Origin of the sequence: Streptomyces sp. NPDC052040 (assembly GCF_044548405.1) — a bacterium.
Lineage (GTDB): Bacteria > Actinomycetota > Actinomycetes > Streptomycetales > Streptomycetaceae > Streptomyces.
In genome coordinates this window covers 808,654-830,325 of record NZ_JBIUBV010000001.1, presented here as the reverse complement: position 1 = coordinate 830,325, position 21,672 = coordinate 808,654, and the positions used below count along the sequence as shown (strand labels likewise).

The 21,672-nt window shown below is 72.3% G+C and carries 16 protein-coding genes and 1 pseudogene; 12 read left to right on the top strand and 5 right to left on the bottom strand.

What is annotated here, in order from left to right; all coding sequences use genetic code 11:
* Window positions 1-335: 335 nt before the first annotated feature.
* Together ACIHAA_RS03500 and ACIHAA_RS03495 are read left to right on the top strand one after the other, a co-directional pair.
* Window positions 336-1,514 carry an ATP-grasp domain-containing protein gene (locus tag ACIHAA_RS03500; RefSeq protein ID WP_399812460.1) on the top strand — a complete coding sequence of 393 codons (1,179 nt, stop codon included), beginning with the start codon at window positions 336-338 and terminating at the stop codon, window positions 1,512-1,514.
* A gap of 148 nt (window positions 1,515-1,662) precedes the next feature.
* Window positions 1,663-3,348: a carbohydrate binding domain-containing protein gene (locus ACIHAA_RS03495; RefSeq protein WP_399812457.1), complete on the top strand. Its 1,686-nt coding sequence runs from the start codon at window positions 1,663-1,665 to the stop codon at window positions 3,346-3,348.
* Window positions 3,349-3,402: 54 nt separating this feature from the next.
* Here the strand turns inward: ACIHAA_RS03495 and ACIHAA_RS03490 are convergent, their stop codons facing one another.
* Both ACIHAA_RS03490 and ACIHAA_RS03485 read right to left on the bottom strand, forming a co-directional pair.
* Complete coding sequence (locus ACIHAA_RS03490; protein WP_399812454.1) at window positions 3,403-4,743, bottom strand: 6-phospho-beta-glucosidase; 1,341 nt, start codon at window positions 4,741-4,743, stop codon at window positions 3,403-3,405.
* Window positions 4,740-5,174 (bottom strand): hypothetical protein, encoded by a 435-nt coding sequence (locus ACIHAA_RS03485; RefSeq protein ID WP_399812451.1) that lies wholly within the window; start codon window positions 5,172-5,174, stop codon window positions 4,740-4,742. The genes ACIHAA_RS03490 and ACIHAA_RS03485 overlap by 4 nt, the downstream gene beginning before the upstream one ends.
* On the opposite strand from ACIHAA_RS03485, the pseudogene ACIHAA_RS03480 reads away from it, so the two are divergent.
* Window positions 5,157-5,411, top strand: a pseudogene (locus tag ACIHAA_RS03480) (DUF4981 domain-containing protein); the annotation flags it as partial. The gene ACIHAA_RS03485 and the pseudogene ACIHAA_RS03480 overlap by 18 nt on opposite strands.
* A gap of 371 nt (window positions 5,412-5,782) precedes the next feature.
* Here ACIHAA_RS03480 and ACIHAA_RS03475 read toward each other — a convergent pair.
* A complete protein-coding gene (locus tag ACIHAA_RS03475) occupies window positions 5,783-8,458 on the bottom strand; it encodes an FAD/NAD(P)-binding protein (RefSeq protein ID WP_399812448.1) in 2,676 nt (891 codons plus the stop codon).
* Between the two features lie 457 nt (window positions 8,459-8,915).
* Between ACIHAA_RS03475 and ACIHAA_RS03470 the strand changes: the two genes are divergently transcribed.
* The gene (locus ACIHAA_RS03470) at window positions 8,916-10,328 is read left to right on the top strand and encodes a glycoside hydrolase family 16 protein (protein ID WP_399812445.1); all 1,413 of its coding nucleotides are present in this window, start codon (window positions 8,916-8,918) and stop codon (window positions 10,326-10,328) included.
* A 123-nt stretch (window positions 10,329-10,451) separates the two neighbouring features.
* On the opposite strand, the gene ACIHAA_RS03465 is transcribed toward ACIHAA_RS03470, so the two are convergent.
* Window positions 10,452-11,339, bottom strand: coding sequence for an AraC family transcriptional regulator (locus ACIHAA_RS03465; protein WP_399812442.1), 888 nt, complete (start codon window positions 11,337-11,339; stop codon window positions 10,452-10,454).
* A gap of 146 nt (window positions 11,340-11,485) precedes the next feature.
* Between ACIHAA_RS03465 and tkt the strand changes: the two genes are divergently transcribed.
* From tkt to ACIHAA_RS03425, 8 genes are all read left to right on the top strand, one after another.
* Complete coding sequence (tkt, locus tag ACIHAA_RS03460) at window positions 11,486-13,561, top strand: transketolase (protein WP_399812439.1); 2,076 nt, start codon at window positions 11,486-11,488, stop codon at window positions 13,559-13,561.
* Between the two features lie 19 nt (window positions 13,562-13,580).
* The gene (gene tal, locus ACIHAA_RS03455) at window positions 13,581-14,726 is read left to right on the top strand and encodes a transaldolase (protein ID WP_399812437.1); all 1,146 of its coding nucleotides are present in this window, start codon (window positions 13,581-13,583) and stop codon (window positions 14,724-14,726) included.
* Window positions 14,723-16,423, top strand: a complete 1,701-nt coding sequence (zwf, locus tag ACIHAA_RS03450; RefSeq protein WP_399812436.1) for a glucose-6-phosphate dehydrogenase — start codon at window positions 14,723-14,725, stop codon at window positions 16,421-16,423. The genes tal and zwf overlap by 4 nt, the downstream gene beginning before the upstream one ends.
* Window positions 16,420-17,355 carry a glucose-6-phosphate dehydrogenase assembly protein OpcA gene (opcA, locus tag ACIHAA_RS03445; protein ID WP_399812434.1) on the top strand — a complete coding sequence of 312 codons (936 nt, stop codon included), beginning with the start codon at window positions 16,420-16,422 and terminating at the stop codon, window positions 17,353-17,355. The genes zwf and opcA overlap by 4 nt, the downstream gene beginning before the upstream one ends.
* Window positions 17,348-18,997 carry a glucose-6-phosphate isomerase gene (gene pgi / locus ACIHAA_RS03440; RefSeq protein ID WP_399812432.1) on the top strand — a complete coding sequence of 550 codons (1,650 nt, stop codon included), beginning with the start codon at window positions 17,348-17,350 and terminating at the stop codon, window positions 18,995-18,997. Before opcA ends, pgi begins: the two co-directional genes overlap by 8 nt.
* A gap of 15 nt (window positions 18,998-19,012) precedes the next feature.
* Window positions 19,013-19,894, top strand: coding sequence for a phosphogluconate dehydrogenase (NAD(+)-dependent, decarboxylating) (gnd, locus tag ACIHAA_RS03435; RefSeq protein ID WP_399813704.1), 882 nt, complete (start codon window positions 19,013-19,015; stop codon window positions 19,892-19,894).
* 6 nt (window positions 19,895-19,900) lie between these two features.
* Window positions 19,901-20,527 carry a histidine phosphatase family protein gene (locus tag ACIHAA_RS03430; RefSeq protein ID WP_399812429.1) on the top strand — a complete coding sequence of 209 codons (627 nt, stop codon included), beginning with the start codon at window positions 19,901-19,903 and terminating at the stop codon, window positions 20,525-20,527.
* A gap of 62 nt (window positions 20,528-20,589) precedes the next feature.
* Window positions 20,590-21,045 (top strand): tellurite resistance TerB family protein, encoded by a 456-nt coding sequence (locus ACIHAA_RS03425; RefSeq protein ID WP_399812426.1) that lies wholly within the window; start codon window positions 20,590-20,592, stop codon window positions 21,043-21,045.
* Window positions 21,046-21,158: 113 nt separating this feature from the next.
* On the opposite strand, the gene ACIHAA_RS03420 is transcribed toward ACIHAA_RS03425, so the two are convergent.
* Window positions 21,159-21,596 (bottom strand): PPOX class F420-dependent oxidoreductase, encoded by a 438-nt coding sequence (locus ACIHAA_RS03420; RefSeq protein WP_399812424.1) that lies wholly within the window; start codon window positions 21,594-21,596, stop codon window positions 21,159-21,161.
* Window positions 21,597-21,672: the final 76 nt, after the last annotated feature.

Genomic DNA, 21,672 nt, shown 5'->3' with positions numbered 1-21,672 from the left:
GGGAACACAAGACCACATCGCCCCACCGGGCGACAAGAGCGACCCGCCCCGGACCCCGGACCGCTCCGGAAACGGCTGGATTTCCCCTGTCGGCACCCCTCACCCCGGGAGACGCGGCCGAGGAGCTCGCACCCGGCCCCCGGCCTCGTCCCGGTCGGAGAACAAGGGGGAATCCGTAACCCGGGCGTAGCACGGGGAGGGGGCGGGAGGCCTTATGATCGGCGCGTCACCACCGCCACGGGCGCCATTGCGCAGGGCGGTTCGGTGTTCCTCCCTCTCCCCTGGCCGGGCACGGTCTGCTTCGCCGTGCCCGCGCACCGTGAAAGGCGGCCTGCATGGTCTCTCGCGTACGCGTCTGGCTCAACCGCACGTACGCGGAGAACGTGTTCTTCATGGATCAGCTGCGGAGAAACCCCTGTGACCGGGCCGTGGAGATCCATGCCACGCACGGTGACCCGGACTCGCCCGTGCTCGCCGCGGCGGACACGGCCGAGCCGGAGCCGGAGGGGCTGTCCCCGGCCGCGTACGTGGAGTACGCCCTCGACCAGTGTGTGCGGCGCGGTATCGACGTCTTCGTTCCGCGTCTGCACCAGGACGCGATCGTCGCGCACCGCGCCGAGTTCGCGGCCGTCGGTACGGCTCTGCTGGCGCCGCCCGCCGAGGCGGTCGCGGTGTTCCGGGACAAGGACACGGCCTATCACGCCGCCAGGTCGATCGGGGTTGCGGTGCCGCCGTGGTGGCGGGTGACCGACGAGGACCAGCTTGTCGCCGCGGTAGAGGAGTTGGAGGCGGGTGGCCACCGGGCGTGCTTCAAGCCTGCGGCGGGCGCGGGCGGGGTGGGTTTCCGTGTCATCACCCGCGCCCCGTTCTCCATGGCGCAGTTGAACGGATTCCCCGGCCCCCAGGTGCCGTTGGACCTGGTGGCCCGGGCGGTGCGGGAGGCCGAGGAGCCGGTGGACTGGCTGGTGATGCCGCGACTGGCGGAGCCGGAGGTGTCCGTCGACTGCCTGACCGGCACGGACAATCTGATCCGGATGGCGGTGGGCCGCACCAAGAACGGGCGCCGCCGGGGCTTCACCCTGCACGAGCGGTGGCTGGAGCCCGCCAGGCGGCTCGCGGAGGGCTTCGGGCTGCACCATCTGTCCAACATCCAGTTCCGGATGTACGACGGGGAGCCGGTGCTCCTGGATGTGAACACCCGCCCGGCGGGCGGACTGCACCAGCTGTCGCAGTGCGGCGTCAACGCGCCTTGGGCGGCGGTGCAGTTGGCGCTCGGCGAGGATCCGGGGACGGTGGAGCCGCCGTTCCTGGGCGCGGACTACGCGGTGGTGTCGGGGCCGCGGCCGGTGCGCCCGGTCTCGCTTCCGCGCCAGCGGACGGAGGAGCCGCAGCAGCAGGCGGCCGAGGTGGGGCAGCAGCGGGCTGGCGAGCCGGGGCAGGCGCCCGTGCCGCCCGCGGCGCCGATCGGCCCGGTCGAGGTCGGCAGCGGGGCGGCACCGGCTCTGCCCCTCTAGACCTCAGGTACAGCGGCCGCACGGCCCGTCCCGTAAGGACCGGCCCTTCCGCGACCCTTGACACCGAGATTGGTCCATACCAACTTGGTTGCGCACCCTTCTGCACTTCCTGCCCTGACGAACCCCCCTTTGCCTTCAGGGAGATCGCGTGCGCACACTCCTCGGACGTTTCAGACGTGCCTTCCTGGCCGTCGTCGGCTCCGCCGCCCTGGCCCTGGGCGGCGCGGTCGCCCTTCCCGGGACCGCCCAGGCGGCCAACATCCTCCCCGACCCCGGTTTCGAGTCGGGCCTGTCCCCCTGGTCCTGCACCGGAAACCTCGGTTCGGTCGTCTCCAGCCCCGTCAACGGCGGCTCCAAAGCCCTTCAGGGAGCGGTGAGTTCGAGCGACACCGCGCAGTGCAGTCAGAGCGTTCCGGTCCAGCCGAACACGACATACCAGCTCAGCGGCTGGGTCCGCGGCAGCTATGTCTACCTCGGGGTGAACGGCGGCGCCTCGACCTGGACCACGTCCCCGTCGGCGTACAGCCGGCTCTCCGTCTCCTTCACCACCGGCGCCTCGCAGACCAGCGCCACGGTCTACGTCCACGGCTGGTACGCCCAAGGGAGCTACTACGCCGACGACTTCAGCCTGGACGGCCCCGGCGGCGGGGGCGGTACGGACACCCAGGCACCCACCGCGCCCACCGGCCTGACCTCCACCGGCAAGACCTCCACCAGTGTGTCGCTCGCGTGGAACGCGGCCACGGACAACGTGGGAGTGAGCGCCTACGACGTCTACAGCGGCGCGAGCCGGGTGGCGAGCGTCTCCGGTACCTCCGCGACGGTGTCCGGGCTCTCCCCCGCCACCGGCTACACCTTCACCGTGAAGGCCCGGGACGCGGCCGGGAACACCTCTGCCGCCTCCAACGCGGTGGCGGTCACCACGGACCCGGGCAGCGGCGGCGGCACCACCGGCTTCAAGCAGGCCGCGCCGTACCTCTACGAGGGCTGGGGCGACCCGCCCAACCCGGCCACGGTGATGAACGCGACCGGGATCAAGTGGTTCACCATGGCGTTCGTGCTCGACTCGGGCGGCTGCACCCCCGCCTGGGACGGCAGCCGCCCGCTGACCGGCGGCGCGGACCAGACCGCCATCAACCAGATCCGGGCCGCGGGCGGTGACATCGTGCCGTCCTTCGGCGGCTGGTCGGGCAGCAAGCTCGGCGCCAACTGCTCCTCCGCGGGCGCGCTCGCCGGAGCCCTCCAGAAGGTCATCGACGCCTACTCGCTGAAGGCGATCGACATGGACATCGAGAACTCGGACGAGTTCGAGAACGAGGCCGTGCAGGCGAGGATCCTGACCGCGCTGAAGACGGTCAAGGCCGACAACCCCGGTCTGCGGACCATCGTCACCTTCGGCACCGCGACGACCGGCCCGACCTACTACGGCAACCGGCTCATCGAGCAGGCCCAGTCGCTCGGCGCGGACATCGACGTCTTCACCATCATGCCGTTCGACTTCGGCGGCGGTTCGGACATGTACGGCAACACGGTGAACGCGGCCGAGGCCCTGAAGGCCAAGTTGAAGTCCACCTTCGGCTGGGACGATGCAACGGCCTACGCACACATGGGCATCTCCGGGATGAACGGCCTGTCCGACCAGCAGGAGAACACCACACCGGCGATCTTCACCCAGATCCGTGACTGGGCCAACTCCCACCACATCGCGCGGCTCGCCTTCTGGGCCGTCAACCGCGACCGGCCGTGCGCGGGCGGCGGGGTGGTGGACAACTGCTCCGGCATCGGCCAGGACAACTGGCAGTTCACGTCCATCAACGCCGGGTTCACCGGCTGAGCGGACGGAGGGGGTGCCCGGTCGTCCGGGCATCCCCTCCGTGGTCCGGCGGGGTCAGCCGAGATACCCGAGCCCGGGGTGGACGGCGGTGTAGCCGTCGACCAGCCGCCGGGCGACCCGCACGGAGTCGACGAGCGGATGGAGTGCGAACGCCTTCACCGCCGTCGCGCGGGAACCGGACTCGGCCGCGGACAGCACCTCTCGCTCCACCGCCTTGACCGCGCAGACCAGACCGGTGGCATGGCCGGGCAGCGGGTCGGCCGCGAGGGGGTGCGCCCCGTTCGCGTCCACCAGGCAGGGGACCTCGACGACCGCGTCGGTGTCCAGCACGGACAGGGTGCCCCGGTTGCGCACGTTCAGGATCAGGGTGGCGCGCTCATCGCGGGCGATGGCCCGCATCAGGGCGAGGGCGACCTGCTCGTAGCCGCCGGAGAGGTCCTCGGCCTCGCGTTCTCCCGCGTCCGCCGTACGGCGGTTCTCGGCCATGTAGGTGGCCTCGCGTTCGGCCCGGGTGCGGTCCCAGGCGGCGAGGGCCCCGGCGTCCGGGCGCCGCATCTCCTCGTAGAAGCGGGCCTGCTGGTCGCGGAGGAAGGCGCCGCGGGTCCGCTCGGCCTCGCGGTAGGCGGCCACCGTCTCCCGGTTGAAGTAGTAGTAGTGCAGATACTCGTTCGGGATCGCGCCCAGGGACCGCAGCCAGTCGGCACCGAACAGCCGGCCCTCCTCGAACGAGCCGAGCAGGGCCGGGTCGGCGAGCAGCCGCGGCAGTTCGTCACGGCCCCGGACGCGCAGTCCGCGGACCCAGCCGAGATGGTTGAGGCCGACGTAGTCGACAAAGGTCTCGCGGGGGTCCGCGGCACCGAGCACCCGGGCGATCCGGCGGCCGAGCCCGACGGGCGAGTCGCAGATGCCGATCACCCGGTCGCCCAGCCGACGGGACATGGCCTCGGTGACCAGGCCCGCGGGGTTGGTGAAGTTGATGACCCAGGCGTCGGGGGCGAGCCGGGCCACCCGGCGTGCGATGTCGTCGGCGACGGGGACGGTCCGCAGCCCGTAGGCGATACCGCCCGCGCCGACCGTCTCCTGGCCGAGGACCCCCTCGGCGAGCGCCACCCGCTCGTCGTGGGCGCGGCCCTCCAGACCGCCGACACGGATCGCGGAGAAGACGAAGTCGGCGCCGCGCAGCGCCTCGTCGAGATCGGTGGTGGCGGTCACCTCGGGCGCGTCCGGGACGCCCGCGGCCTGCTCGGCCAGCACCCGGGCCACCGCGGAGAGCCGCCCGGCGTCCACGTCGTGCAGCACCACCCGGGTCACCCGGCCCTCGCCGCGGTCCCGGAGGAGCGCGCCGTGGACGAGTGGCACCCGGAATCCGCCGCCGCCCAGAATCGTCAGCCTCACGTCTCCGCCTCTCCCTCCCGTCGCCGCCCCCACGTCCAGGTCCCCGGGACCACGCTGCTGCCGGGCCGCCCGGTGGAGGCGGTGCCGATGTGTCCCACGGCACCGCTGTGCACCCTAGCCCCCGCCCTCGCCCGTGCCGTCGCCGACGACCCGCCGCCATCGGACCCACCCCCGGCCTTCAGGGCGGCGTCACCGGGCGGTTCCGGGGCCACGGCATGGTCCGGACTGTGAGCGATGTGGGAGCGGACGGCCGCGGTGACGACGGGGGTGCCGTGCTCGTTCTGCGCGGCCCGGGGTACGAGGGCGCGTCGGGCGGCGGCCGCGAGGACGGGGCGCCGCTCCTCCGCGACGGTGCGGTCCGTGTCCCCGGACCGGCGAGGTCCGCGCGCCGGGAGGACGCGGACCCGGTGCGGATGAGGTGCTTCCGGCACGAGGGCATCGTGCTCCGCAACCACCAGCGCCGCCGGGGCCTGGACTGGCTGACCGCCGAGTGGGAGCTGTCGCTCGCCGACGGCCGCACGCTCAGGGCCCCGGCCGAGCTGCCCCGGCTCGTTCCGGGGGAATCGGCGGCGGTGGGGCTTCCGTTCGCCCTTCCCGGGTGGGGCGGCGAGGCCTGGCTGACCCTCCGGGTCCGCACGGCCCGGGACGAGCCCGGGGCCCCGCGCGGCACCGAGGTGTGCGGGCCCCGGATACGGCTGCGGGGACCCGCGCCCGAGGCGGCCGTCCCGGCACCGGACCGCCCCGCCTCCGGTGGTCCGCGGCTCGTCGGGCAGGGAGTTCGCGCCTACGACGTCCCCGGGGCCCGGGGGCCCGCCCGTGTGGTCAGGGTCAGGGGCAGGGGAAGGCGGAACGGCGCGCCGGGCGGCCGGGGGCCCTGGCGGACCGCCCGGGCCGGGGCGCCGCCGCGGGACGGCCCGCGGCGGTGTGAGGCCCACGCGCGCCGCACCACCCGGCAGCACCGCGGCTCACCCCTTTCACCCCGGCCCGGCAGCGCGGCAGCTCCTCCCTTTCACCCCGGCAGCACCGCGGCTCACTCCTTTCACCCCGGCAGCGCGGCCAGCAGCCGCCGGTCCCGGGAGGCCGGTCTGCGGTCCAGGCGGGAGTCCAGCAGGCGGCGGGCCGCCTCGCAGCGTCCCGCGGAGACCAGGGCGTACAGCAGGGTCTCCTCGACGACCTCGCGCTGGGCCGCGCTGCCGCCGACCTTGCGTACCGTCGGCAGCAGCGCGGTGAGGTCCCGGGCCGCGTCCTGGAAGCGCTCCTCGACGAGCGCGGCCAGCGCCTCGCACAGCGGTACGACGACCTCCCGCTGGACCGCGTCGGCGCCGAACGCGTGGTCGCGCAGCCGTCGCAGGGCCGCCACATCGCCCGCAGCGGCGAGCGCGACGGCCGCGTGCAGCGCGGTGAACGCCGTGGCGGGCCGTTCCAGGACCTCGCGTTCGACCGCGTCGAGCACCTCGTCGGCGGCGGGCGCCTCGCCCGGCCAGCTGTCGCTCAGCCGCGCCCGCCACAACAGCGACCCCGAGTCCACCAGCGCCCGCACCCCGGACACCCGCCCGGGGGCCAGCTGCGCCAGCCAGCGGCGCCGTACGGCGGCGGGGTCGTCCAGGGCCAGTTCGTGCAGGGCGATGTGCCAGGAGAAGTGCGCGCGGTGCACCGCGCCGCGCCCCCGCCCCGAGACCCAGGAGTCGAGCCAGTCGCGGCCCGCCTCATGGGCGCCGCTCTCGTAGTGGACATGGGCCAGGGCGTGCACCGCGTGGCCGGAGGCGGGCTCGGCGGCCAGGGCGCGGTGGGCGAGTTCACCCGCCTCGTGGAAGCGGCCCTGCCCCTGGCGCAGAAAGGCCAGGAGCGAGGTGTGGAACCAGTGGCCGTCGTACGCGGGCGAGGTGCGCTCCACCAGCCGCAGCGCATAGTCGTCGTCGAGGTCGCGGACCCCGGAGAAGGCGATGGTGGGCACGGCGGCGGCCAGCGCCAGCGCGTCGCCGGGGTGTGCGTCGAGGTGGCCGAGCAGCGCGGAGCCGTCGGGGTCGGTGCCCTGGACGCGGTGCGTGACGACCGCCACGAACGAGCGTTCCCGTGCGTCGGCCCGCTCCCGGGCGCACCGCTGGGCCTCGGCGAGTTCCCGGTCCACGTCGACCTGTGCGCCGCACTCATGGCCGAGCAGGGCCAGGGCGGCGTGGCCGAGGGCGAACCCGGGGTCCAGGGTGACGGCCCGCCGGAACGACTCCTCGGCGCCGGAACGCACCTTGAGCACCCGCTCCAGCCCGGCGCGGTGGGCGGCGGCGGCCTCGGCGTGCGTGGACAGGGGGAGGCCGTGGGTGTCGAGGGGGCGCCTGCCCCGGCGGGGCGGCGGCGCGAGCGGGGCCAGCACCTGCCGTGCCACGTCCGCCGCCTGCGTCCGGATCTCCGGGATCGCGGTGGTCTCCCACAGCTCGCCGCGGCGCGGGGCACCGAGCGTGAACAGCGCCCGTTCCGCCCGGCCCGCGGCATCCAGCAGCCTGCCGTCCCGGGTGGCGACCCCCAGGCCGAGAGGGCCGGGCACGACGGCACCGGCCTCGGCGAGCGACTGCCACAGGGGGTCGTCGAGGTGGTGGCCGGGGCCGGTGCAGTCGATGACCCAACCGGCGTGCAGGGTACGGCCGTCGGCGAGGGTGACGGCCACCGCTCCGTCCGGGCCGGTGCGGGCGGCGGCGATCCGGCCGGGGCGCACCCGCAGCCGCCGCGCGGCCCGCAGCCGGTCCAGCGCCTCCGCCGTGGCGGGCGCCATACGGTGCCGGTGGGTGTTCCACAGCGACCCGTCGCGCCGTAGGAACTCGGCCCGTTCCGCGGGGGTCAGGCCCTGCCACAGCCCGGCCGTGTGCGGGCGCAGGCTGTCGAGGGCGGGCCGCCAGTCGCCGAGCAGCCGGACGGTCCGGCCGACGTGCCGGAAGACGGCCCTGCGCACCGCGTCGAGGGGTACCCCGGCCGGGATGCGGGGCGGGGCCACGGTACGCAGGGGGTTCAGGGCGTGCGGCTGCGGCAGCAGGCCCCCGCGGGAGACGGCGTGGACGACCCGGCCGGGGCGGTCCAGGGTGAGGGCCAGGTCCACCGCGGTGAGCCCGGTCCCCACCAGCAGGACGTCGGCGGTGTCGGCGAGCGGCCCCGCCAGCGCGCCCGGCGCCCAGGGCGTGGTGATGAACCGCGGGGAGGCCGACAGCCCGGCCGGGGCCCAGGCGCTGCGCCCGGCGGCGGGCCCGGTGGCAAGCACCGCGCTGTCGGCCGTCAGCGATCCGCCGTCCGCGAGCCGGAGGCGCAGCCGCCCGTCGGGGGTGTCCGCGCAGGCCTCCGCACGCGACCGCAGCCGCCGGACCCGGACCACCCCGTGCGCGCGGACGAGGGCCTGGCCGAGGGTGTCGGCGAGATAGGCGCCGTAGCGGTAGCGGGGGATGAAGTCGGCGGCGGTGACGGCGCGTTCCCCGTGGTGGCAGAGCCAGCGGGTGAGATGGCCGGGGTCGTCGGGGTAGCAGCTCATGCCGCCCGCGGGCACGTTGAGCCGGTGCCGGGGGTCGGCGGTGGCGTAGGCGACGCCGCGTCCCGCCTCGGGCGCGGGATCGACCAGGACGAGGTCGAGGGGCGTGCGGCGGCGGGTGGCCGTCTCGCACAGCTGGACGGCGGTCAGCGCGCCGGCTGCGCCCGCTCCGACGATGGCCACGGTGTGCCGCTCAGGGTCCGGGCTCACTTGCACCTCCGGCGAGGTCGGGCCGGGGCTGCCCGGCGGATGTCCGTTTGTGCTGACGGCTCCTACTCTCTCCTTTTCGGGTGGCACCGGGACAACCGTGGTTTCGGCCCGACTCCGCGGCGGCCCGGGACGGCACCCGCCCGCTTCAAGGAGTCAAACCACGCGTCAGGGAGGGACGGTCCGGTCGGGGCAGGGGGCTTCCCGGGCGCAAAGGCCGGGGCGGGCGTCCCGGAGCGCGGGACCGGGCCCTCTCGCTTCGATGCCTGAACTCCCCGGCCTCGCAAGGACTTTCGGGGATTTACCTCTTGACGGCTGGAGTGACCGAGAGCACATTGGCGGCGCGGCGCGTGAGAGCGCTCTCACGGTCCTCGGCACCCCCACCGGCTCCCACCCGCACGCCCCTACTCCGTAGCTCCCCCACCCCGTACACCCCCACTCCGTACGAATGAGGCAGCCCATGAAGGATCCTTCCGGCACCCCCTCGCGACGGCGGCCCCTGCGCCGTGTCCTGCTCGCCGCGCTCGGCACGACGGCTCTGGCCGTGGCCGCCGCCACCGCCGTCACCCTGCCCGCGGACGCCTCCGCCCCCGCTCCCCCCTCGGGCTGGACCCAGGTCTTCCTCGACGACTTCAACGGCGCGGCGGGCTCCGGGGTGAACACCGCCGACTGGCAGTACGACACCGGCACGTCCTATCCGGGCGGCGCCGCCAACTGGGGCACCGGCGAGGTCGAGTCGATGACCTCCAGCACCGGCAATGTCGCGCTCGACGGCAACGGCAACCTTCTGATCACCCCGCGCCGCGACGCCTCCGGGCACTGGACCTCGGGCCGGATCGAGACCAACCGCACCGACTTCCGGCCCCCGGCGGGCGGCAAACTGCGAGTGCAGGCCCGGATCCAGCTGCCCAACGCGACGGGCGCCGCGGCCAAGGGCTACTGGCCGGCCTTCTGGATGCTGGGCGCGCCCTTCCGGGGGAACTACCAGAACTGGCCGGGCGTGGGCGAGCTGGACATCATGGAGAACGTCCAGGGCCTCAACACCGACTGGGCGACGATGCACTGCGGCACCAGCCCGGGCGGACCCTGCAACGAGACGACGGGCATCGGCAGTTCCACGGCCTGCACCGGCACGACCTGCCAGGCCGGATTCCACACCTATGCGATGGAGTGGGACCGTTCGACGAGCCCCGAGGAGATCCGCTTCTCCCTCGACGGCGTCACCTTCCAGACCGTACGGGCGAACCAGGTCGACGCGACCACCTGGGCCAATGCCACCGACCACGGCTTCTTCATCATCCTGAACGTGGCCATGGGCGGCGGCTTCCCGGGCGCCTTCGGCGGCGGACCGGACGGCGGCACCGAGCCCGGCCACCCGATGGCGGTCGACTACGTCCAGGTGCTCCAGTCCTCGGGCGGCGGCACCACGCCACCGCCCACCGGGCCGCCGCCGTCCGGCAACCGGGACGCGTACTCCGCAATCCAGGCGGAGTCCTGCGACGGCCAGTCGGGGGTGGTCCCCGAGACCACCACGGACAGCGGCGGCGGCCAGGACATCGGCTCGCTGGCGAACGGCGACTGGGCGCTCTACAAGGGCGTGAACTTCGGCTCCACGGCGGCCACCCAGTTCTACGGCCGGGTCGCGAGCGGCGCGGCGGGCGGGGTGAGCGGACTGGTGGAGGTGCGGCTCGACAGCCGGACCGCCACACCGGTCGGCAGTTTCTCGGTGGCCAGTACGGGCGGCTGGCAGAGCTGGCGGACCGTACCGGCGAACATCGCACCGGTGACCGGCACCCATGACGTCTATCTCACCTTCACCAGCGGCCAGCCGAGCGACTTCGTGAATGTGAACTGGTTCGACTTCGGGCACTGAGCGGGCGGTTCTTCGAGGGGGCGGCCCACCGGGCCGCCCCCTCGGTCACCCCGCCCGCGCCCGGACCCCGGTCAGCCCGGCTCCGCCCGAAGCCCCGTCACCCCGGCTCCGCCCGAAGCCCGGTCATCTCAGCTCCGCCCGGAAGGCGGCCGGTGCGATGTCCGTGTGCTGGTGGAAGAACTTGGAGAAGTTCGCCGCGTCGGGGAAGCCGACGGCGGCGCCCACCCGGCCGATCGGCAGATCGGTGTGCGCGAGCAGGCGCTTGGCCTCCAGGACCACCCGTTTGTCGATGAAGCCCTTGGGGGTCTCGCCGGTGGCGGCGCGGACGGCGCGCACCAGGGTGCGGCGGGAGTAGCCGAGGGCGTCGGCGTACGCGCTGACGCTGTGGTTGCTGGCGAAGTCCTGCTCCACGGCGTCCCGGAACCGGGTGAAGGTGGTGTCGGCCCGGGAGTGCGCCGCCTCGGCGGAGCTGGCCGCGAGGTGCCCGAGCCGGAGCAGGAAGGCCGTCAGGGAGTGGCGCAGCACCGCCGTGTGCAGACTCAGCGGCAGGGTGCTGGTGTCCTCGTACTCGCGTTGCAGCTGGTCCAGGCAGGCGCGGAGTCCGGCCTGCTGCCCGGTGTCGGGGTGCAGCAGCGGCGGGAGGTCGTAGCGGTAGAGGCCGGTGGCCTCGACGGTGGCACGCGGCAGGAAGCCGGGCTGCATCGTCAGGACGGTGCCGCGGTACTCACTGGTGCGCGAGAAGCGGTGGATCTGGCCGGGGCGAATCCACAGCACATCACCGGCGTCCGCGCGGTGCTCGGCGAAATCCACCATGTGCGACACGGGACCGCCGTCGAAGAACATCACCACATGGAAGTCGATGCGGTGGACGCGGTCCAGGGGCGCGTCCTCGTGCCAGGTGCGGCCGGACCCCATGGGGCCCACCTGGATTCCGACACCGCCGACGCTCAGGCCGACGGGGAACGGGTACGTCCTGATGCCGTCCCCGTCTTGCATGGTTCTGTCCGCCATGTCCTACTCGTGCCGCCTCGAAACCGATCTCGATGTCCCACTTTCACCGAAGGCTGACACAGGCGCACCTTCCCCGGCAAAAGTCAGACTTTTAGGTTTGACGGTGTTCCGCCACAGATCAGGCATCCAGTGAGGACTTCTTGAAGATGAGTGCGCAGAGCTCAGACGGATTCGAATGGACCGACATCGACCGCCGGGCCGTCGACACGGCCCGGATTCTGGCCGCCGACGCCGTGCAGAAGGTCGGCAACGGCCACCCGGGCACCGCGATGAGCCTGGCCCCTGCCGCGTACACGATCTTTCACAAGGTGATGCGGCACGACCCCGCGGACCCCGAGTGGACCGGCCGTGACCGCTTCGTCCTCTCCCCCGGCCACACCTCGCTCACTCTCTACACCCAGCTCTTCCTGTCCGGCTACGAACTGGAACTGGAGGACCTGAAGGCCTTCCGCACCCACGGCTCCAAGACGCCCGGCCACCCGGAGTACGGGCACACCGCAGGGGTGGAGACCACCACCGGTCCCCTCGGCCAGGGTGTCGCCAACGCGGTCGGCATGGCGATGGCCGCCCGCTACGAGCGGGGCCTGTTCGACCCCGACGCCCCCGAGGGCACCTCCCCCTTCGACCACACCGTCTGGGCGATCGTCTCCGACGGCGACCTGGAGGAGGGCATCTCCGCGGAGGCGTCCTCGCTGGCCGGCCATCAGAAGCTCGGCAATCTGGTCTTCGTCTACGACGACAACCACATCTCCATCGAGGGCGACACCGCGACCGCCTTCTCCGAGGACGTGCTGAAGCGCTACGAGGCCTACGGCTGGCATGTGCAGCGCATCGAGCCCGCGGAGAGCGGTGACATCGACGTCCACGCGCTGTACACGGCGCTCAAGGCGGCGCAGGCCGAGACCGGGCGCCCCTCGATCATCGCGATGCGCACCGTCATCGCCTGGCCCGCCCCCAACGCCCGGAACACCGAGGCCTCGCACGGCTCGGCGCTGGGCGACGAGGAGGTCGCGGCCACCAAGCGCCTCCTCGGCTTCGACCCCGAGAAGACCTTCGAGGTCTCCGACGAGGTCCTCGCCCACACCCGCCGGGCCCTGGACCGCGGGGCCGAGGCGCACACCGCCTGGGACAAGCGGATCGCCGAGTGGCGCACCTCCCAGCCGGAGCGCGCCGCGCTGCTGGACCGTGTGCTGGCCGGTCAGCTTCCCGAAGGCTGGGAGGACGCGCTGCCGGTGTTCGAGGAGGGCACCTCGGTGGCCACCCGTGCCGCGTCCGGCAAGGTACTCCAGGCCCTCGGTGCGGTCATCCCGGAGCTGTGGGGCGGCTCGGCCGACCTGGCCGGCTCCAACAACACCACCATCGACAAGAACAGCTCGTTCCTGCCCAGGGGCAACACGCTGCCGGAGGCCGACCCCTACGGCCGCACGATCCACTTCGGCATCCGCGAGCACTCCATGGCCGCGGAGATGAACGGCATCGCCCTGCACGGCAACACCCGTATCTACGGCGGCACCTTCCTGGTGTTCTCCGACTACATGCGCAACGCGGTGCGGCTGTCGGCCCTGATGCAGCTCCCCGTCACCTATGTGTGGACGCACGACTCCATCGGCCTGGGCGAGGACGGCCCCACCCACCAGCCGGTCGAACACCTGGCCAGCCTGCGCGCCATCCCGGGTCTGAACGTGGTCCGACCGGCCGACGCCAACGAGACCGCGCTCGCCTGGGCCGAGATCCTGCGCCGCCACTCCACCGACCCGGCCCCGCACGGCCTCGCGCTCACCCGCCAGGGCGTCCCGGCCTACGCCCCCAACCCCGAGACGGTCAGGGGCGGTTACGTCCTGCGGGAGTCCTCCACCGGAACCCCGGACGTGATCCTCATCGCCACCGGCTCCGAGGTGCAGCTCGCCGTCGCCGCGCGCGAACGGCTGGAGGCCGAGGGCGTGGGTACCCGGGTGGTGTCGATGCCGTCCGTGGAGTGGTTCGAGCAGCAGTCCGCCGAGTACCGCGAGCGTGTCCTTCCGCCGTCCGTGAAGGCACGCGTGGCGGTCGAGGCGGGCATCGCCCTGACCTGGTACCGGTACGTCGGTGAGAGTGGACGCATCGTCTCCCTGGAGCACTTCGGTGCCTCCGCCGACGCCAAGACCCTGTTCGCCCAGTACGGCTTCACGGCCGAGCACGTGGCCGCCGCCGCGCGGGAATCCCTCGCCGCCGTCCGCGGTTGATCCGATCGCACCGAGGAAGATGATCACAGTGACCGAAGCAACCGCAGCAGCGGAGCCCCTGAAGCGCCTGTCCGAGGCGGGCGTGTCGATCTGGCTGGACGACCTGTCCCGCAAGCGGATCGCCTCCGGCAACCTCGCCGAACTCCTCACCACCAAGCACGTGGTGGGCGTCACCACCAACCCGTCCATCTTCCAGGCCGCCATCGGCTCCGGTGAGGGCTACGAGGAGCAGCTGGCCGATCTGGCCGAGCGCGGGGTGAGCGTCGAAGAGGCCGTCCGGATGATGACCACCGCCGACGTCCGCGCCGCCGCCGACATACTGCGGCCCGTGTACGAGGCGACGGACGGCCGCGACGGCCGGGTCTCCATCGAGGTCGACCCCCGGCTCGCCCACCGCACCCGGGCGACCGTCGCCGAGGCCCGGCAGCTCGCCTGGCTCGTCGACCGCCCCAATGTGATGATCAAGATCCCGGCGACCGAGGCCGGTCTGCCGGCCATCACCGAAGTGGTCGCGCAGGGCATCAGCGTCAATGTGACGCTGATCTTCTCCCTGGACCGCTACCGCCAGGTGATGGACGCCTATCTGGCCGGTCTGGAGAAGGCGCGGGAGGCCGGGCTCGACCTGTCCGCCATCCACTCCGTGGCCTCCTTCTTCGTCTCCCGGGTCGACAGCGAGATCGACAAGCGCCTGACGAAGCTGGGCACGGACGAGGCGCTCGCCCTCAAGGGCCGGGCCGCGCTGGCGAACGCGCGGCTCGCCTACGAGGCGTACGAGGAGGTCTTCGCCGGTGGGCGCTGGGCCGCCCTCACCGCGGCCGGGGCCACCAAGCAGCGTCCGCTGTGGGCCTCGACCGGAGTGAAGGACCCGGCGTACAAGGACACCCTGTACGTCGACGAGCTGGTGGCGCCGGGCACGGTGAACACCATGCCGGAGGCGACCCTCGACGCCACCGCCGACCACGGAGACATCCACGGCGACACGGTGACCGGCGGCTATGCGCAGGCCCGCGCCGACCTCGCGGCCGTGGAGCGGCTCGGCATCTCGTACGACGAGGTGGTCAAGCAGCTCGAGGACGAGGGCGTGGCCAAGTTCGAGGCGGCCTGGCAGGACCTGCTGGATGCCGTGACGACATCGCTGAACAGCAAGGGGGTTGACGCAGCATGAGCAAGGAACGTGCCAGGACCAAGGCGTCGTCGGCCGAGGAGGGCGCCGAGGAGACCAAGGCGCCCGAGGCCGAGGCCGCAGGGGCGGACGCCTCCGACGCGGCCGCGCAGGCCTCGGACGCCGCCGAAAAGATCGGCACCGGGGACCGCAAGGGCGGCCCGGCCGTCCCGGCCGCCGACTGGGACAACCCGCTGCGCGACGCCCGCGACCGACGGCTCCCCCGTATCGCGGGCCCCTCCGGTCTGGTCATCTTCGGTGTCACCGGCGACCTGTCCCGCAAGAAGCTGATGCCGGCGGTCTACGACCTCGCCAACCGGGGCCTGCTGCCGCCGGGCTTCTCGCTGGTCGGTTTCGCCCGGCGCGACTGGGCCGACCAGGACTTCGCCCAGGTGGTGCACGACGCGGTGCGCGAGCACGCCCGTACCGAGTTCCGCGAGGAGGTGTGGCAGCAGCTCGCTGAGGGGATGCGCTTCATCCCCGGCGACTTCGACGACGACACCGCCTTCAAGCAACTGCGCACCGCCGTCGACGAGCTGGACGCCTCCCGGGGCACCAGCGGCAACTACGCCTTCTACCTCTCCGTACCGCCCAAGTTCTTCCCGAAGGTCGTTCAGCAGCTGAAGAAGCACGGCCTCGCGGACGGTCCGGAGGGCTCCTGGCGGCGCGCGGTCATCGAGAAGCCGTTCGGCCACGACCTGGCGAGCGCCCGTGAGCTGAACGCGATCGTGCACGATGTGTTCGGTCCCGACCAGGTGTTCCGCATCGACCACTACCTGGGCAAGGAGACCGTCCAGAACATCCTGGCGCTGCGCTTCGCCAACCAGATGTACGAGCCGATCTGGAACCGGTCCTTCGTGGACCACGTCCAGATCACCATGGCCGAGGACATCGGCATCGGCGGCCGAGCCGGGTACTACGACGGCATCGGCGCCGCCCGCGACGTCATCCAGAACCACCTGCTCCAGCTGCTGGCGCTGACCGCCATGGAGGAGCCCATCGCCTTCGACGCGGAGGCGCTGCTCACCGAGAAGCTGAAGGTGCTGAAGTCGCTGCGGCTGCCGGAGGACCTCGGGCAGCACACCGTGCGCGGACAGTACGCGGGCGGCTGGCAGGGCGGCGAGAAGGTCGTCGGCTACCTCCAGGAGGAGGGCATCGACCCCAAGTCGAAGACGGACACCTACGCCGCGGTCAAGCTGGAGATCGACAACCGCCGCTGGGCGGGCGTCCCCTTCTATCTGCGCACCGGCAAGCGGCTGGGCCGCCGGGTCACCGAGATCGCGGTGGTCTTCCAGCGCGCCCCGCACTCCCCCTTCGACTCCACCGCCACCGAGGAACTCGGGCAGAACGCGATCGTCATCCGGGTGCAACCCGACGAGGGCATGACCGTCCGCTTCGGTTCGAAGGTGCCGGGTACCTCGATGGAGATCCGGGACGTCACGATGGACTTCGCCTACGGCGAGTCGTTCACCGAGTCCAGCCCGGAGGCGTACGAACGGCTGATCCTGGACGTACTGCTCGGCGACGCCAACCTGTTCCCCCGTACCGAGGAGGTGGAGGAGTCCTGGAAGATCCTCGACCCGATCGAGGAGTACTGGGACACCCACGGCAAGCCCGCGCAGTACCCGTCGGGCACCTGGGGTCCGAAGGAAGCCGACGAGATGCTCGCACGAGACGGACGGAGCTGGCGCAGGCCATGAAGATCGACCTGACCGACACCACGGCAAGCAAGATCAACAAGGCGCTGGTGCAGGGCCGCCGCGCCATCGGCACCCCGGCCGTGGGCATGGTCCTGACCATGGTCATCGTGACCGACGAGGAGAACGCCTACGACGCGGTCAAGGCCGCCGAGGACGCCTCGCGCGAGCACCCCTCGCGCACCCTGGTGGTCATCAAGCGGCACGCCCGCACCCCCCGGGACCGCACCGCGTCCCGGCTCGACGCCGAGATCCGGGTGGGTTCGGAGGCGGGCACCGGCGAGACCGTGATCCTGCGGCTGTACGGCGAGGTGTCCGACCACGCCGACTCGGTGGTGCTGCCCCTGCTGCTGCCGGACGCCCCCGTGGTCGTGTGGTGGCCGGTGGACGCCCCGGAGAACCCCTCCCAGGACCCGCTGGGCGCCCTCGCGCAGCGCCGCATCACCGACATGTATGCCGTCGAGCACCCGCTCGACGCCCTGGAGGCCCGGGTCGTCTCCTACGCCCCCGGCGACACCGATCTCGCCTGGACGCGGCTGACGCCCTGGCGTTCGATGCTGGCCGCGGCGCTCGACCAGGCCCGCCCCGAACTGACCCACGCGGTCGTCGAGAGCGAGGCCGAGAACCCCAGCGCCGAGCTGCTGGCCCGCTGGCTGGGCGCCCGGCTCGGGGTTCCGGTGGAGCGGGTCGTCACCGGCGGACCGGTCGTCACGGCCGTCCGGCTGGGCACCACGAAGGGCGAGATCGTCATCGACCGCCCCGAGGGCCCGCTGGCCACCCTGACCCTGCCGGACCAGCCCCCGCGCACCCTCGCGCTGAAGGTCCGCCCCACCTCCGAACTGATCGCCGAGGAACTGCGCCGCCTCGACGCGGACGAGATGTATGCCATCGCCCTGCGCGGCGAGGGCGCCAAGGAGAATGCAAGCCATGTCTGACAGCCCCAGGCTCACCCGTCGCCCCGAGTGGACGGCCCTGGAGGACCACCGCGCGGGTCCGCTGCTCCACCCCGATCTGCGGGGCCTGTTCGCACAGGACCCCGGGCGGGCCGAGCGCTACTCCCTGCGCGTCGGCGATCTGCTCGTCGACTACTCCAAGAACCTGATCACGGACGAGACCCTCGCCCTGCTCCAGGAACTGGCCGCCGCCACCGATGTGTTCGGCCTGCGGGACGCCATGTTCCGCGGCGAGCGGATCAATGTCACCGAGGACCGGGCGGTGCTGCACACCGCGCTGCGCGCCCCGCGGGACGCGGTGGTCCGGGTCGACGGCGAGAACGTGGTGCCCCAGGTGCACGCGGTCCTCGACAAGATGGCCGGCTTCGCGGAGCGGGTCCGCTCGGGCGAGTGGACCGGCCACACCGGACGGCCCATCAGGAATGTCGTCAACATCGGCATCGGCGGCTCGGACCTGGGACCGGCGATGGCGTACGAGGCGCTGCGGCCCTTCACCGCACGCGAGTTGACGTTCCGCTTCGTCTCCAACGTCGACGGCGCCGATCTGCACGAGGCGCTGCGGGACCTGGACCCGGCGGAGACGCTGTTCATCGTGGCGTCCAAGACCTTCACCACGATCGAGACGGTCACCAACGCCACCTCGGCCAGGTCCTGGCTGCTCGCCGCGTTCGACGGCGACACCAAGGCGGTCGCCCGGCACTTCGTCGCGCTGTCGACGAACACCGGCAAGGTCGCCGAGTTCGGCATCGACCCGGACAACATGTTCGAGTTCTGGGACTGGGTCGGCGGCCGCTACTCCTACGACTCGGCGATCGGCCTCTCGCTGATGATCGCCATCGGCCCGGAGCGGTTCCGGGAGATGCTGGACGGCTTCCACCTGGTCGACGAGCACTTCAGGACGGCTCCGCCGGAGGCCAATGTCCCGCTGCTGCTGGGCCTGCTGGGGATCTGGTACGACAACTTCTTCGACGCACAGACGCATGCGGTGCTGCCGTACAGCCACTATCTGTCGAAGTTCACCGCCTACCTCCAGCAACTGGACATGGAGTCCAACGGCAAGTCCGTGGACCGCGACGGGCATCCGGTGGACTGGCAGACCGGCCCGGTCGTCTGGGGCACCCCCGGCACCAACGGGCAGCACGCCTACTACCAGCTCATCCACCAGGGCACCAAGCTGATCCCGGCGGACTTCATCGGCTTCGCCCGGCCGGTCGAGGAGCTGAGCGGCGAACTGAAGGCCCAGCACGACCTGCTGATGGCGAACTTCTTCGCCCAGACCCAGGCGCTCGCCTTCGGCAAGACCGGTGACGAGGTACGCGCGGAGGGGGTGCCCGAGGAGCAGGTGCCGCACCGCACCTTCAAGGGCAACCGCCCCACCACCACGGTCCTCGCCACCGAGCTGACCCCCTCGGTCCTCGGCCAGCTCGTCGCCCTCTACGAGCACAAGGTGTTCGTCCAGGGCGCGGTCTGGAACATCGACTCCTTCGACCAGTGGGGCGTCGAACTGGGCAAGGTCCTCGCCAAGCGCGTCGAACCCGCCCTGACCGAGGGCGCCGAGGTGCCCGGTCTCGACCCCTCCACCACCGCCCTCGTGGCCGCCTACCGCACGCTCAGGAAGAAGTGAACTGATATGACGCAGATGCAGCTGGGCCTCATCGGCCTCGGCAAGATGGGCGGCAACATGCGCGAGCGGATCCGCCGCGCCGGCCACACCGTCATCGGCTACGACCGCAACCCGGACGTCTCCGACGTCACGTCGCTGCCCGAGCTGGTCGAGCGGCTGGAAGCACCGCGCACGGTCTGGGTGATGGTCCCGGCCGGCGGCGCCACCCAGTCCGTCATCGACGAGCTGAAGGAGCTGCTGGAGCCCGGGGACACCGTGGTCGACGGCGGCAACTCCCGCTGGACCGACGACGAGAAGCACGCGGCCGAACTGGGCATCAAGGGCATCGGCTTCGTCGACGCGGGTGTCTCCGGCGGCGTGTGGGGCCTGAAGAACGGCTATGCGCTGATGGTCGGCGGCGACAAGCAGCATGTCGACCGCCTCCAGCCGATCTTCGACGCGCTCAAGCCCGAGGGCCCCTACGGGTACGTCCACGCCGGACGGGTGGGCGCCGGGCACTTCTCCAAGATGGTCCACAACGGCATCGAGTACGCCATGATGCAGGCCTACGCCGAGGGCTGGGAGCTGCTGGAGAAGGTCAAGTCGGTGGAGAACGTCCGCGAGGTCTTCCGCTCCTGGCAGGAGGGCACGGTCATCCGCTCCTGGCTGCTGGACCTCGCGGTCAACGCCCTCGACGAGGACCAGCACCTGGACAAGCTGCGCGGCTACGCCGAGGACTCCGGCGAGGGCCGCTGGACGGTGGAGGCCGCCATCGACAACGCGGTGCCGCTGCCCGCGATCACCGCCTCGCTGTTCGCGCGGTTCGCCTCCCGGCAGGACGACTCGCCGCAGATGAAGATGATCGCGGCGCTCCGCAACCAGTTCGGCGGCCACGCGGTCGAGTCGGCGAAGGAGTAACCGGCCGTGGGCGACCTTCTGCTGGTCCGCCACGGCGAAACCGAGTGGAGCGTCTCGGGACAGCACACCAGCTGGACCGATCTCCCGCTCACCCAGCGGGGCGAGGAACAGGCCAAGTCCCTCGCTCCGCTGCTCGCCGGACGCACCTTCGCTCTCACCCTCACCAGCCCGCTCGGCCGCGCGGTCCGCACGGCCGAACTCGCCGGGCTGCCCGGCGCCGTACCAGACGCCGACCTGCACGAATGGGACTACGGCGGCTACGAGGGCATCACCTCCGCCGAGATCCACCGCACCCGGCCCGACTGGTGCCTGTGGACCGACGGGACACCGCCCGGCCCGCCCGGGCGCCCCGGCGAGTCGCCCGAGGAGGTGGCGGGGCGCGCCGACCGGGTGCTGGCCCGGGTCGCGCCCGCCCTCGCGGAGGGCGACGCGATGCTGGTGGCCCACGGTCACTTCCTGCGCGTCCTGGCCGCCCGTTACCTCGGCCTGTCGGCCGCCGAGGGGCGGCTGCTGCGCCTGGAGACGGCGACGGTCAGCAGGCTCTCCACCGAGCACGGCTGGCCCGTGATCGCGGAGTGGAACGCGGGCGGAACTTCCGCGGCTCCCCGTCAGTTTCCTTCTACGTTGCTGTAGAAACGCGAGGTCACGGCCCGTCCCGCGGGGGCGGGCCGGCCTCGACGACGTTGGGAGTTCGCATGGCCCTGTGGGACCGCATCAAGGAATCGGCCTCGACGATGCAGACCCAGCTCGTGGCGAAGAAGAACGATCTGAAGAGCGGCGCGTTCCGCGACGCGAGCATGGCCATGTGCGCGCTGGTCGCCGCCGCGGACGGCACGGTGGACCCTTCGGAGCGCCAGCGCGTCGCCCAGCTCATCGCCACCAACGAGGTGTTGCAGAACTTCCCGGCGGACGACCTGCGCCGCCGCTTCGAGGACAATCTGAACAAGCTGACCACCGACTTCGCCTTCGGCAAGGTCAGCGTGCTCCAGGAGATCGGCAAGGCGAAGAAGAAGCCCGCCGAGGCCCGCGCCGTGATCCAGATCGGCATCGTCATCGGCGGCGCCGACGGGGACTTCGACAAGGACGAGCAGGCAGTGGTCCGCGAGGCCTGCTTCGCCCTCGACCTGCCGCCCCACGAGTTCGACCTCTGACCCCACCGGGGGCGCCCCCCGGCGGTCGTCGGGGGGCCGGAGACGGCGTTCCGCGGGCGCGCCCATGTCCGCGTGGTGCGCAGGGGCATCGCTTCCGTGGTCCCGCAGGGCTGTCAGCTCCGCGGCACCCCGTAGGCCCGCTCGACCCGCAGCCTCAGGAGGAGGCGGTGTTCGCGGACCATGGCGGTGCGGTAGTCGTCCCAGTCGGGGTGTTCGCCGGAGAGGTCGCGGTAGAGGCGGACCAGTTCCTCCACGGTGGGGTCGTACGGCTCCTGTGCGACGGGGGACAGCTCGGCGGTGCCCTCGGCCACCGTGTACGCCCAGCGGTCGGGGCTGGTGACGTGGTACGAGGCCCGTGGGTCCCGACGCAGGTTGCGGGTCTTGGCACGGTCGTCCGTGAGGGAGACCCGGATGATCCGCTCCTCGGGGTCGTAGGTGTGGACGACGTTCGACAGCTGCGGGCGGCCGTCGCGCTTCAGGGTGACCAGTACCCCGCCGTGCTCCGCGGAGAGCAGTGCGAGCAGTGCGTTCTGCGTGGCGTCCTCAGTCATATCAGGATCAACCGGTCCGACCCGGTCGCACATTCCCGGCCGTGATCCGGATCGCAGCGGCGCGGGACCGCCCGGG

Excerpts from the sequence above, each read along its gene's own strand:
- ACIHAA_RS03500 (WP_399812460.1), top strand. The coding sequence starts at position 336 with ATGGTCTCTCGCGTACGCGTCTGGCTCAACCGCACGTACGCGGAGAAC.
- ACIHAA_RS03470 (WP_399812445.1), top strand. The coding sequence starts at position 8,916 with ATGAAGGATCCTTCCGGCACCCCCTCGCGACGGCGGCCCCTGCGCCGT.
- ACIHAA_RS03465 (WP_399812442.1), bottom strand. The coding sequence starts at position 11,339 with ATGGCGGACAGAACCATGCAAGACGGGGACGGCATCAGGACGTACCCG.
- tkt (WP_399812439.1), top strand. The coding sequence starts at position 11,486 with ATGAGTGCGCAGAGCTCAGACGGATTCGAATGGACCGACATCGACCGC.
- tal (WP_399812437.1), top strand. The coding sequence starts at position 13,581 with ATGATCACAGTGACCGAAGCAACCGCAGCAGCGGAGCCCCTGAAGCGC.
- zwf (WP_399812436.1), top strand. The coding sequence starts at position 14,723 with ATGAGCAAGGAACGTGCCAGGACCAAGGCGTCGTCGGCCGAGGAGGGC.
- opcA (WP_399812434.1), top strand. The coding sequence starts at position 16,420 with ATGAAGATCGACCTGACCGACACCACGGCAAGCAAGATCAACAAGGCG.
- pgi (WP_399812432.1), top strand. The coding sequence starts at position 17,348 with ATGTCTGACAGCCCCAGGCTCACCCGTCGCCCCGAGTGGACGGCCCTG.
- gnd (WP_399813704.1), top strand. The coding sequence starts at position 19,013 with ATGCAGCTGGGCCTCATCGGCCTCGGCAAGATGGGCGGCAACATGCGC.
- ACIHAA_RS03425 (WP_399812426.1), top strand. The coding sequence starts at position 20,590 with ATGGCCCTGTGGGACCGCATCAAGGAATCGGCCTCGACGATGCAGACC.
- ACIHAA_RS03420 (WP_399812424.1), bottom strand. The coding sequence starts at position 21,596 with ATGACTGAGGACGCCACGCAGAACGCACTGCTCGCACTGCTCTCCGCG.